Annotated in this window: 12 protein-coding genes and 1 tRNA gene; 9 read left to right on the top strand and 4 right to left on the bottom strand. The window is 69.5% G+C overall.

Annotated elements, in window-relative coordinates; genetic code table 11:
- Positions 1-69 precede the first annotated feature (69 nt).
- The gene (locus tag AC5P09_RS27720) at positions 70-1,449 is read right to left on the bottom strand and encodes an acyltransferase family protein (RefSeq protein ID WP_493876471.1); all 1,380 of its coding nucleotides are present in this window, start codon (positions 1,447-1,449) and stop codon (positions 70-72) included.
- Between the two features lie 92 nt (positions 1,450-1,541).
- Positions 1,542-2,042, bottom strand: a complete 501-nt coding sequence (locus AC5P09_RS27715; protein WP_493876470.1) for a peptidylprolyl isomerase — start codon at positions 2,040-2,042, stop codon at positions 1,542-1,544.
- Positions 2,043-2,178: 136 nt separating this feature from the next.
- On the opposite strand from AC5P09_RS27715, the gene AC5P09_RS27710 reads away from it, so the two are divergent.
- Entirely contained in the window at positions 2,179-2,397 is a 219-nt protein-coding gene (locus tag AC5P09_RS27710) for a hypothetical protein (protein ID WP_493876469.1), read from the top strand.
- Between the two features lie 58 nt (positions 2,398-2,455).
- Here the strand turns inward: AC5P09_RS27710 and AC5P09_RS27705 are convergent, their stop codons facing one another.
- The gene (locus tag AC5P09_RS27705; protein ID WP_493876478.1) at positions 2,456-3,019 is read right to left on the bottom strand and encodes an Rv1733c family protein; all 564 of its coding nucleotides are present in this window, start codon (positions 3,017-3,019) and stop codon (positions 2,456-2,458) included.
- A gap of 220 nt (positions 3,020-3,239) precedes the next feature.
- On the opposite strand from AC5P09_RS27705, the gene AC5P09_RS27700 reads away from it, so the two are divergent.
- Complete coding sequence (locus AC5P09_RS27700; RefSeq protein ID WP_493876468.1) at positions 3,240-3,671, top strand: NfeD family protein; 432 nt, start codon at positions 3,240-3,242, stop codon at positions 3,669-3,671.
- Between the two features lie 4 nt (positions 3,672-3,675).
- Positions 3,676-4,767, top strand: a complete 1,092-nt coding sequence (locus AC5P09_RS27695; RefSeq protein ID WP_493876467.1) for an SPFH domain-containing protein — start codon at positions 3,676-3,678, stop codon at positions 4,765-4,767.
- Between the two features lie 35 nt (positions 4,768-4,802).
- Here AC5P09_RS27695 and AC5P09_RS27690 read toward each other — a convergent pair.
- Positions 4,803-4,874, bottom strand: a tRNA-Arg gene (locus AC5P09_RS27690).
- 126 nt (positions 4,875-5,000) lie between these two features.
- On the opposite strand from AC5P09_RS27690, the gene AC5P09_RS27685 reads away from it, so the two are divergent.
- The 6 genes from AC5P09_RS27685 (at position 5,001) to thrB (ending at position 11,875) form a co-directional block, all read left to right on the top strand.
- Positions 5,001-5,546 (top strand): response regulator, encoded by a 546-nt coding sequence (locus AC5P09_RS27685; RefSeq protein WP_493876477.1) that lies wholly within the window; start codon positions 5,001-5,003, stop codon positions 5,544-5,546.
- Positions 5,547-5,646: 100 nt separating this feature from the next.
- The gene (gene nrtL / locus AC5P09_RS27680; RefSeq protein ID WP_493876466.1) at positions 5,647-6,687 is read left to right on the top strand and encodes an ArgS-related anticodon-binding protein NrtL; all 1,041 of its coding nucleotides are present in this window, start codon (positions 5,647-5,649) and stop codon (positions 6,685-6,687) included.
- Between the two features lie 16 nt (positions 6,688-6,703).
- Positions 6,704-8,104 (top strand): diaminopimelate decarboxylase, encoded by a 1,401-nt coding sequence (gene lysA, locus AC5P09_RS27675; protein WP_493876465.1) that lies wholly within the window; start codon positions 6,704-6,706, stop codon positions 8,102-8,104.
- 198 nt (positions 8,105-8,302) lie between these two features.
- Complete coding sequence (locus AC5P09_RS27670; RefSeq protein WP_493876476.1) at positions 8,303-9,592, top strand: homoserine dehydrogenase; 1,290 nt, start codon at positions 8,303-8,305, stop codon at positions 9,590-9,592.
- A 6-nt stretch (positions 9,593-9,598) separates the two neighbouring features.
- Complete coding sequence (thrC, locus tag AC5P09_RS27665; RefSeq protein ID WP_493876464.1) at positions 9,599-10,657, top strand: threonine synthase; 1,059 nt, start codon at positions 9,599-9,601, stop codon at positions 10,655-10,657.
- A 288-nt stretch (positions 10,658-10,945) separates the two neighbouring features.
- Positions 10,946-11,875 (top strand): homoserine kinase, encoded by a 930-nt coding sequence (gene thrB, locus AC5P09_RS27660; RefSeq protein WP_266433806.1) that lies wholly within the window; start codon positions 10,946-10,948, stop codon positions 11,873-11,875.
- The last annotated feature ends 138 nt before the right edge of the window (positions 11,876-12,013 follow it).

Below are 12,013 nucleotides of genomic sequence, written 5' to 3'. Positions count from 1 at the left end.
TTCCGGCGGCGATAGTGCTCACCTGCTGACGGCTACGGAACCGAGCATTCCCCGGCCCCGTAGCTCCCATTAGGCGGCTTCCTCCAAGGAGCCCTCGGAGTCCTCGCAGCCCTCGGTGTTTTTGGCGTCGCGGTGTTCGGGCGCGCGCCCGCGCACCGTCACCAGCGCGACGCCCACCGCAAGCCCCAGCGCGGGCAGCACGGGAAACCGCCCCTCGTACGCGAACCCCTGCGCGGCGAACCGGGTCAGCGCGGCCACACTCAGGGCGAGCCCGAGCCAGAGAGCCCAGGGACGCCCTGTCCCGCCCCGCTCGTACAGAACACCCAGCCCACGCTCCAGCGGCCGAAGAGCCACCACAACCCCGACCAGCACACCCCCGAGGACGACCAGCCAGGGCACCCGCAGCGCCCACCACCCCGCGGACCCGTAGCCGGGCTGGGGCGCGAGCCCGGTGAGATAGAAGGCGGCGGCGACAACGAGCACGGGCAGCATGTGCCAGAGATAGAGCGTCATGCTGACCCCGCCGAGGGGCCGTACGGCCCGCCACACCCGCTCCCGCCCCAGAAGCCGCCGCAGGCCCGGAGCGAGGAGAAGAGCGAGCCCCACCTGTGCCACGGTCCAGGCCAGCATGGCGGCGGACGGCGGATTGGTGTTGCTGGGCTCCTGCCCGGTGACGAGGATCAGGCTGACCGGAAAGGGCCCGAGCCCGACGAGCACGGCGAAGGCGCCCCCGCCACCCACGACCATGGCGGCGGCCACCCACTGCTTCCCGTTCCCGTTCCCGGTCCTGGTCTTGGTCCCGTTCTCGCGTCCGCCGGTCAGCCCGCCGTCCCGCCAGCAGAAGCCGAGCTGGTAGGCGACGCCCCAGACGAGGACGTAGTTGAGGAGCCCGACGTACGGCAGGTGCGCGGTGAGCACCAGGGCGTCGGCGGCGAGGGCGACGAGCCCCATGGCGACGGGGACGAGGAGCCCCCAGCGCAGATGCGCCGCGTACAGCAGGGGCGTCAGAGCACTCAGCAGCAGATAGACGGGCAGAAACCAGAACTGCATGGCCATGGCCCAGCCCACCAGGGCGAGGGTTCCCGGATCCACCCCGACGGCAGAGCAGACGGCTACGGCGACCAGCACCAGCCCGCTGTAGACACCGGCCGGCAGCAGCAGCCGCACGGCCCGCCGCCTCACCCATTCGGCCGTACCGCCCCCGGCGCGTGACCAGGAGCCGCCGGCCGCGTACCCGCCGGCCAGGAAGAATAGCGGCATGACCTGGAAGAAAAGGGTCAGCCACTGGGTCCAGGGAAGGGCCGCCAGAAGCTCAGGTGCGGAGATCTCCCCGCCGGGCCCGCGAACCAGCCCGGTGATCAGCCAGTGCCCGAACACGACGAGGACGATGGCCCAGGCCCGCAGGAAGTCGACGTACCGATCCCGGCTGCTGCGACTCGCACGACTCATACGACGTCATGCTGCCGTGGGCACGGCACGGTCACGGCGAAAAGCCCACGCCGCAACCATTCCGTGCCCGGTACGACACCACCCTGACCGGGTCAGTCCAGAACCTTGGCGCCCTCGATGATGATGGGCTGGGTCGGAACGTCCCCGTGCCCACGGCTGCTGCCGGTCCTGACCTTCTTCATCGAGTCGACGACGTCCTGCCCCTCGGCCACCCGGCCGAAGACGGTGTAACCCCAGCCGTTCGGGGTCTTCGCCGTGTAGTTGAGGAAGTCGTTGTCCGAGACGTTCACGAAGAACTGGGCGGTCGCGGAGTGCGGGTCACTGGTCCGCGCCATCGCGACGGTGTAGGCGACGTTCTTCAGCCCGTTGTCGGCCTCGTTCGGCACCGGGGCCATGGTCGGCTTCTGCACCATGTCCGCGGTGAAGCCACCGCCCTGGACCATGAAGCCGTCGATCACACGGTGGAAGATCGTGCCGTCGTAGTGCCCGTTGCGGACGTACGTCAGGAAGTTCTCGACGGTCTTCGGAGCCTCGGCGTCGTTGAGCTCGAGGACGATACGCCCGAAGTTGGTGGCCAGCTCGACCCTTGACATGGGAATGGTCCTTTTCTGACGGGGCTTGACCGAGGAATGGTGTCACACGGCTGATACATCCCCGAGGCCGACGCCCCATGGTCCCTGCCGATGCTCCCTGCTGCGCGCGGACCCGGTTCCGGCGCATGCTGGACACATGGACGTACGCCCCCCTGTGGTTGTGCTTCCGCCGGAGTCGGACGGCGGACGGCGAGTCACGATCGACGACGAACGCATGGGCACCGCCTACAGCCTGTTCGACGTGCTCGACTTCATGCACCGCGCGGGCCTCCCCGCGGAGGACCGGGCCGTCGACGACCCCGAACTGATCGAGTGGCGCGGTGGCGGCCCGTACGTATGGAGCAACACACCGTAGTAACTCTCTGTGCCCGTCACCCGGCGCCCGTCACCCGGTGCCCGTCACCCGGTGCCCATCACCCGGTCTTGCCGCCCCACCGCGTATCGACCCGCGCCCACTCCGCGTCCCACTGCTCCCGGCGCCACCGATCGAGCCCCGCCCGCACGGCGTAAGCGCCGCCGGTCACGGCCCCACCGGTAACCAAGGCACACAGCACACCCGAGAGAACCCCCTGAAGCCGGGCCTCCTCGGGCGACACGGGCTTCGACACCACCGCGCCTCGCTGGTCCGTCCACACGGCGACCCGGGTCCCGGCCGGGGCGTCCTCCGGCCGCACCTTGACCAGACCGGTCTGCCGCGAGCCGTCCGGAGCGGCCCAGCGCGCCTTGGCCCACACCCGTTCGTCCCCGGCGGCCGCCGCGGGCGCCACCTTGTCCCGAGCGTCCTCGACGAGCACGGCGGTAACGGCGCGGCGCTCGACCCGCTGCCGATCAAGATCCCGCTCCACGGCACCCTGCGCGACCAGCCCCACCAGAACCCCTCCCACCAGCGCCAGAACCCACGCGGCGAGCACAACCCAAGCCTCGACGACATCACTGCCACGCCGCAGCGGATTACGCCGCCACCGCCACAACCACACCTTCGAACGCCGCGTCCTCACAACCACGGGCCGACACCCCCTTGCCTGCGCCGACGCCCTCTGTTCCAGCTATTCCAGTGTCTGCCTGGAATCGATTCGGGGCGCGTCGGTGTTCGCACGGCACTGTTTCCTCTCCCAGGGGTATCGCGGCTGTCCCCTATCGGGGTCCAATGGTGAGAGTCAAGCCCTTCGCACCCGCGCCGGTCAGAAGAGGCACGCAATGGATCCATGGCTGATCTGGTTGATCATCGCAGCCGTATTGGCTGTGGCGGAGATCTTCACGCTTACTGCTGCACTCGGATTGCTGAGTGCGGCCGCATTGGTCACGGCGGGGTCCGCCGCGCTAGGGCTGCCGCTGCCCTTCCAGTTCTTGGTGTTCACCGTCGTCGCCACAGTCACCGTGGTGTTCGTGCGCCCCGTTGCGCTACGCCATGTGCGCGGGCCTCAGACGGAGCGATTCGGCATAGACGCACTGATCGGCAGGGCTGCCTATGTGGTGTCGGAGGTGACGGGCCGGGGCGGCAGGGTCCGTATCGACGGCGAGGAATGGACGGCCCGCGCGTACGACGAGACGCTGGTGATTCCTCCAGGAACGACTGTCGACGTCATGGAGATCAGCGGCGCCACCGCGATCGTCTACCCACGGGACTGAAACCATGGAAACCTCGGCGTTCTTGATTGCCGGCCTGATCGTCGCGCTGATCGCGGTATTCACCGTGGTGCGGGCGGTCCGTATCGTGCCCCAGGCACGCGCACGTAATGTCGAGCGACTCGGCCGTTACCACCGGACCCTGAATCCCGGCCTCAGCCTCGTCATCCCCTACATCGACCGCGTTCACCCGGTGATCGACCTGCGGGAACAGGTCGTCTCCTTCAAACCGCAGCCGGTCATCACCGAGGACAATCTGGTCGTCGAGATCGACACCGTCCTGTACTTCCAAGTCACGGACCCGCGAGCGGCTTTCTACGAGATCGCCAATTTCCTCCAGGGGGTCGAACAGCTCACCGTCACCACCCTGCGCAACGTCGTGGGATCCATGGACCTGGAAAAGACCCTCACCTCACGGGACACCATCAACAGCCAACTCCGGGGCGTGCTGGACGAGGCCACCGGCAAGTGGGGACTGAGGGTCAACCGCGTGGAGATCAAGGCCATCGATCCCCCGCAGTCCATCAAGGACGCGATGCAGAAGCAGATGCGAGCCGAGCGGGACAAGCGGGCCGCGATTCTCGGGGCCGAAGGCCAACGCCAGTCGCAGATCCTCACCGCCGAAGGCGACAAGCAGGCCGCCGTCCTGCGCGCGGAAGGCAACCGGACCGCTGCGATCCTCCAGGCCGAGGGCCAGTCCCGGGCCATCGACGAGGTCTTCCAGGCCGTGCACCGCAACGATCCCGACCCCAAGCTCCTCGCCTACCAGTACCTCCAGACGCTGCCCCAACTCGCGCAAGGCCCCGGCAACAACTTCTGGGTCATCCCCAGCGAGATCACCTCCGCCCTCCAGGGCATGTCCCGCGCCTTCACCGAGGTCCTGCCCCAGTCGCCGGCCACCCGCGAAAGGCCCCCGGACGACATGGCCGCCCAGGCAGCCAACGACAAGGCCCAGGCCGAAGAAGCCGCCGCCGCAGCCCTCGCCGACGCAGCCAAGGCCGAGGGCACCAGCCCCGACACCGTCCCGCCCCGCACTCTCGCTGACGGCGGGGGCAGTGACCGGACATCAGCCATATACGAGAACGACAAAAAACCCTGATCTGCATTCCTGCAGGTCAGGGTTTCGATCCGGAGTGCCCCCGGCAGGATTCGAACCTGCGCACACGGCTCCGGAGGCCGTTGCTCTATCCCCTGAGCTACGGGGGCGTGTCGGTCGCGGTGTTCGCGGCGACGGGTAGAACCCTACCAGTTCTCTCGGGGTGTTCATGAACGGTTTCTCGGGGTCAGGGGCGGTCGGGAGTGGCCCGCAACAGGGGTCGGGGCGTCGTCGCGATGGGGAAAGGTACCCCGCACGGGGCGGAAGTGGGGAAAACCCGGACGCGGTGGCCGGTCCGGACCTACTCTCGAGTTGTGCCAGGCGCGTCGGGCCGGGTGCTTGTTGTGGACGACAACAAGGTCATCCGGCAGCTGATCAGGGTCAATCTCGAGCTGGAGGGCCTCGAGGTCGTGACCGCGGCCGATGGTGCCGAGTGTCTGGATGTCGTTCATCAGGTGCAGCCCGATGTGGTCACCCTTGATGTCGTCATGCCTAGGTTGGACGGGCTGCGGACTGCCGCTCGGCTGCGTGCCGACGACCGGACCCGTGATCTTCCGCTCGCCATCGTCAGCGCCTGTACCCAGCACGAGGTCGAGGCCGGCCTCGATGTCGGCGTCGATGCCTTCCTCGCCAAGCCCTTTGAGCCCGCCGAACTTGTCCGCCTTGTACGGCAGTTGATCGAGCGGGAGCGGAGCGGAGTGCCTGGGGGAGTGGACGGGGTGGCCTTCCGGAGTGTCCTCGGGGGCGGGGAAGCCGAGCGGGCCGGCCGCACCGGCGGCTGAGCACCCACGTCGCGCGGTCAGCAGCGCCCATCGTCCACATCCCGGACCCTCGCCCAAACCGACTCGCCTACCCACCCCCCTCCTCCCCTACGCTTGTCCCGTGACCCCCGTCGAGCTCTCCCGCACCGTGCTGCGCGCGGTGCGTCGTGCTGTCGATGAGGGGGAGCTGAGTGTCACCGTGCCGGGGCGGGCTGTCGTCACGCCTCCCGGGCCTGGTGGCTGTGGTGATTACGCCACCAACATCGCCCTCCAGCTCGCCCGGCCGGCCGGCCGGCCGTCCCTCCAGGTCGCCGAGGTGCTGCTGCCGTACCTCCTCGCCGCGGACGCCGTCACCGACGTTGTCGTCACGGGGCCCGGATTCCTCAACATCAGCTTGCGGAGCGGTTCGCCCGCGGCACTGGTCGAGGAGATCCTGCGGCGGGGAAAGCGGTACGGACATGCCCATGGGCCCGACGCGCAGCCGCTCGTACCGCTCCACGCCCCCCACGAGGTCCGCGCAGTCGTCGTCATGGACGCCACCGCCCGCATCCTCCGCTCCCAGGGGGCCTTCGTCCGCACCAACTGTGAGGCCCCTCTCCAGCCCGAGTGGACCGACATCCTGGGCGTACGCGTCGACAGCCACGGCCCCCCCGCAACACCGGGCCTCTTCCTGCGACCCGTGCCGGCCCCCGTCGACCCCCTCCCGCTCGGCCGCGACGCCGCTCGCTGGGCCCTCCTCCATCCCGCCCCCCACGACCGCCCCCGCCTCACCGACGACCACCTCGTCCAGCGCGAGAGCAACCCCCTCTTCCGCGTGCGGTACGCCCACGCCCGCACCCGGGCCCTCTGCCGCAACGCCGCCGACCTGGGCTTCACCGCCGAGCCCGGCGCCCTCCCCGAGGAAACCCCTCTCCCGGCCGTCCTCGCCGACCACCCCCGCGTCCTGGCCCAAGCCGCATCCCACCGCACCCCCGACCGTCTCGCCCGGCACCTCGTCACCGTCGCCGATGCCGTCGTCCCCTTCCTCCCCACCGTCCTCCCGCGCGGCGACGAGAAACCCTCGGCCGCCCACCGTGCCCGGCTCGCGCTCGCCGAAGCCGCCGGGGCGGTGCTGGCCGGTGGCCTGTCCCTGCTCGGCATCGACGCACCCCAACACCTCTGAGAGAGCCACCCGAGAAATGAGCCGTTCCGCACACCCCGCCGGGCCCCGTCACGCCGATGTCCTCCCCGAGGGGCGCTCCGTAGCAAGCGCAGCCCCGCCGACCGACCTCAACACCCTCGACCCGAAGGTCTGGGCCCAGACGGTCACCCGCGACTCCCAGGGCGTCGTCACCGTCGGCGGCATCGACGTGAAGGCCCTCGCCGAAGAACACGGCACCCCCGCCTACATCGTCGACGAGACCGACTTCCGCGCCCGTGCCCGCGCCTGGCGCACCGCCTTCGGGCACGACGCCGACGTCTTCTACGCAGGCAAGGCCTTCCTCTCCCGAGCCATCGTCCGCTGGCTGCACGAGGAAGGGCTCAACCTGGATGTGTGCTCCGGTGGGGAACTCGCCACCGCCCTCTCCGCCGGCATGCCCGCCGACCGCATCGCCTTCCACGGCAACAACAAGTCCACCGAAGAGATCCACCGCGCGATCACGGCAGGCGTCGGCCGCATCGTCCTCGACTCCTTCCAGGAGATCGTCCGCGTCGCCCACATCGCCGAGTCCCTCGGCAAGCGGCAGCGCGTCCAGATCCGTATCACCGTCGGCGTCGAGGCCCACACCCACGAGTTCATCGCCACCGCCCACGAGGACCAGAAGTTCGGCATCCCGCTCGCCGGGGGCCAGGCCGCCGAGGCCGTACGCCGTGTCCTCCGGCTCGACGGGCTCGAGCTCATCGGGATTCACAGCCACATCGGGTCCCAGATCTTCGACATGTCCGGCTTCGAGGTCGCCGCCCACCGTGTCGTCGGGCTGCTGAAGGACATCCGTGACGAGCACGGTGTCGAGCTCCCCGAGATCGACCTCGGTGGCGGCCTCGGTATCGCCTACACCAGCGACGACGACCCCCGCGAGCCTCACGAGATCGCCAAGGCGCTGACGGAGATCGTCAGCCGTGAGTGCGACTCCGCCAAGCTGCGCACCCCCCGCATCTCCGTCGAGCCGGGGCGCGCCATCGTCGGACCGACCGCCTTCACCCTCTACGAGGTCGGCACCATCAAGCCCCTCGACGGGCTGCGGACGTACGTCTCCGTCGACGGCGGCATGTCCGACAACATCCGTACCGCGCTCTACGACGCCGAGTACAGCGTCGCTCTCGTGTCCCGCACCTCCGATGCCGCGCCCATGCTCGCCCGCGTCGTCGGCAAGCACTGTGAGAGCGGCGACATCGTGGTGAAGGACGCGTTCCTGCCGGCGGACCTGGCACCGGGTGACCTGATCGCCGTACCGGCGACGGGGGCGTACTGCCGGTCCATGGCCAGCAACTACAACCATGTGCTGCGCCCGCCGGTCGTCGCGGTCAACGACGGCGCATCCCGTGTCATCGTCCGCCGCGAGACGGAGGAGGACCTCCTGCGCCTCGACGTCGGGTGAGGCCCTGAAGAAGGCCCCTCAAAAGGCCTCTCAAAAGGCCCCTCAAAAAGACAGGGAAAACGGGGAGCGGAAGATCTCCTGTCTTCCGGCCCTGTACAAATGAAATCGATGTCTCACGATCCGGACATGGGATAGAAACTCCCGTTCGGTGAGTGAGACTGGTCCAACCGTGACGGTATGAGGAAACGAGGTCGGATGATGCGTACGCGTCCGCTGAAGGTGGCGCTGCTGGGCTGTGGAGTGGTCGGCTCAGAGGTGGCGCGCATCATGACGACGCACGCCGACGACCTCGCCGCGCGCATCGGCGCCCCCGTGGAGCTCGCCGGCGTGGCCGTACGCCGGCCCTCCAAGGTCCGCGAGGGCATCGACCCCGCCCTCGTCACCACCGACGCCACCGCCCTCGTCAAGCGCGGGGACATCGACGTGGTCGTCGAGGTCATCGGCGGCATCGAGCCCGCTCGTACGCTCATCACCACCGCCTTCGAGCACGGCGCGTCCGTGGTCTCCGCGAACAAGGCCCTCCTCGCCCAGGACGGCGCCGACCTGCACGCGGCGGCGGAGGCGCACAACAGGGACCTCTACTACGAGGCCGCCGTCGCCGGTGCCATCCCGCTGATCCGTCCGCTGCGCGAGTCCCTCGCCGGCGACAAGGTGAACCGGGTGCTCGGGATCGTCAACGGGACCACCAACTTCATCCTCGACAAGATGGACTCCACGGGGGCCGGCTATCAGGAAGCCCTCGACGAGGCCACGGCGCTCGGATACGCGGAAGCCGACCCGACCGCCGATGTCGAAGCGTTCGACGCCGCCGCCAAGGCGGCCATCCTCGCCGGGATCGCCTTCCACACGCGCGTGCGTCTCGATGACGTCTACCGCGAGGGCATGACCGAGGTGACCGCCGCCGACTTCGCCTCCGCGCGGGAGATGGGCTGCACCATCAAGCTGCTCGCCATCTGCGAGCGGGCGGAGGACGGCGGGTCCGTCACCGCGCGCGTGCATCCCGCGATGATTCCGCTGACCCACCCGCTCGCCTCCGTGCGCGGCGCGTACAACGCCGTGTTCGTCGAGTCCGACGCCTCCGGGCAGCTGATGTTCTACGGCCCCGGCGCCGGCGGCGCCCCCACCGCCTCCGCCGTGCTCGGCGACCTCGTCGCCGTCTGCCGCAACCGGCTCAACGGCGCCACCGGCCCGGGGGAGTCGTCGTACGCCGCGCTGCCCGTGTCGGGCATGGGCGCGGTCGTCACGCGCTACCACATCAGCCTCGACGTGGCGGACAAACCGGGTGTTCTCGCCCAGGTCGCCACCGTGTTCGCCGAGCACGGTGTCTCGATCGATACGGTTCGCCAGCAGGGGAAGGACGGCGAGGCCTCTCTCGTCGTCGTCACGCACCGCGCGTCCGACGCCGCCCTGGGCGGCACCGTCGAGGCGTTGCGCAAGCTCGACACCGTGCGTGGTGTCGCCAGCATCATGCGGGTTGAAGGAGAGTAACCAGCAATGACCCACCAGTGGCGCGGAATCATCGAGGAGTACCGGGACCGGCTTCCGGTGTCCGACACCACGCCGGTCGTGTCGCTCCGCGAGGGCGGCACGCCCCTCGTGCCCGCGCAGGTGCTCTCCGAGCGCACGGGCTGCGAGGTCCACCTCAAGGTGGAGGGCGCCAACCCCACAGGGTCCTTCAAGGACCGCGGTATGACCATGGCCATCACGCGGGCGAAGGAGGAGGGCGCGAAGGCGGTCATCTGCGCCTCCACCGGCAACACGTCCGCGAGCGCCGCCGCGTACGCCGTGCGTGCCGGGATGGTCTGTGCCGTCCTCGTCCCGCAGGGCAAGATCGCGCTCGGCAAGATGGGACAGGCGCTCGTGCACGGCGCCAAGATCCTCCAGGTCGACGGCAATTTCGACGACTGCCTCACCCTCGCCCGCGCCCTGAGCGACAACTATCCCGTGGCGCTGGTCAATTCGGTCAATCCGGTGCGGATCGAGGGCCAGAAGACGGCCGCGTTCGAGATCGTGGACATGCTCGGCGACGCACCCGACATCCACGTCCTGCCGGTCGGCAACGCGGGCAACATCACCGCGTACTGGAGGGGCTACAAGGAGTACGCCGCCGACGGCATCGCCGCCAAGACCCCGCGCATGTGGGGTTTCCAGGCCTCCGGCAGCGCCCCGATCGTGCGCGGCGAGATCGTCAAGGAACCGTCGACCATCGCCACCGCGATCCGCATCGGCAACCCCGCGTCCTGGCAGTTCGCCCTGGCGGCGCGGGACGAGTCCGGCGGCTTCATCGACGAGGTGACGGACCGTGAAATCCTGCGCGCCTACCGGCTGTTGGCCGCTCAGGAGGGTGTCTTCGTCGAGCCGGCGTCCGCCGCGTCCGTGGCCGGTCTGCTGAAGGCCGCCGAGCAGGGCAAGGTCGACCCGGGGCAGAAGATCGTGTGCACCGTCACCGGCAACGGCCTCAAGGACCCCGGCTGGGCCGTCGAGGGCGCCCCGCGGCCGGTCATCGTCCCGGTCGACGCGGCGACGGCGGCCGAACGCCTCGGTCTCGCCTGACCTCCGCGAAGGTTCGTCCGGCTGACCTCCGCCAAGGGTCAACCCGCAGGGGGTGGCACAGGGGGCTTACGACACGCATCGTGCGCCTCCTGTGCGCCCTATGTCGCCACAGAACCTTCCTTCGATAGGCTGTACCGAACCCGCCCGCCGCATATGCCTCCGCATATGGCCGGGTGCCGCGTCGTCTCCGCGGCCCGGAAGCGGTTCCCAGGGTTTTCACGCACCAGGGAACCTCCGTACGTACGAATGTCTTCGACAGTCCCGCAGCTCAAGGAGAGTCATCGAGAGATGGCCGGTCCAGCATTCCGCGCCGCCGCCGTCCGAGTGCGCGTCCCCGCCACCAGCGCCAACCTCGGCCCGGGCTTCGACGCCCTCGGCCTGTCGCTGGGGCTGTACGACGACGTCGTCGTCCGGGTGGCCGACTCGGGGCTGCACGTCGACATCGCGGGTGAGGGCAGCGAGACACTCCCGCGTGACGAGAACCACCTTCTTGTACGGTCCCTGCGCACCGCCTTCGACCTGCTCGGCGGACAGCCGCGGGGCCTGGAGATCGTCTGCGCGAACCGCATTCCGCACGGCCGGGGCCTCGGCTCCTCCTCGGCCGCCATCTGCGCCGGCATCGTCGCCGCGCGCGCCGTGACCATAGGCGGCGAGGCCAAGCTGGACGACGTCGCCCTGCTCGAGCTCGCGACCGAGATCGAGGGCCACCCCGACAACGTGGCGGCCTGTCTGCTCGGCGGATTCACCCTGTCCTGGATGGAGGCCGGCGCCGCCCGGGCCATCAGGATGGATCCAGCCGATTCCATCGTTCCGGTGGTTTTCGTGCCCGGCAAACCGCTCCTGACGGAGACCGCGCGCGGACTGCTCCCGCGCACCGTGCCGCACGTCGACGCCGCCACCAACGCGGGCCGTGCAGCCCTGCTCGTCGAGGCCCTGACCCGGCGCCCCGAGCTGCTGCTGCCCGCCACTGAGGACCGTCTCCACCAGGAGTATCGCGCGCCGGCCATGCCGGAGAGCGCGGCGCTGGTGGAGCGGCTGCGGGCCGACGGGGTCCCGGCAGTCATCTCCGGCGCGGGCCCCACGGTGCTCGCGCTGGTGGACGGCGAAAGCGCCGACAAGGTCGCCCATCTGGCGGGCGAGGGATGGGCCGCGAACCGGCTGGAACTCGACGCTCAGGGGGCGAGCGTGCTGCCGCTCGCGCCCTCCGGTGACATCTGACAGCGACATTTGAAATCCGGCGGTTGCCGGATTTCGAGAGGGGGAATGTTTGTTGGATCCGGTAGTGTTAACCTCAAGTCTGCACCCGACCCCACCATGGCGAGGTGCTTCACGTCCCCGTCCGGGACAGACATTCTT

Source organism: Streptomyces sp. a15, from assembly GCF_059026085.1.
This window is presented reverse-complemented; position numbering and strand designations above follow the sequence as displayed.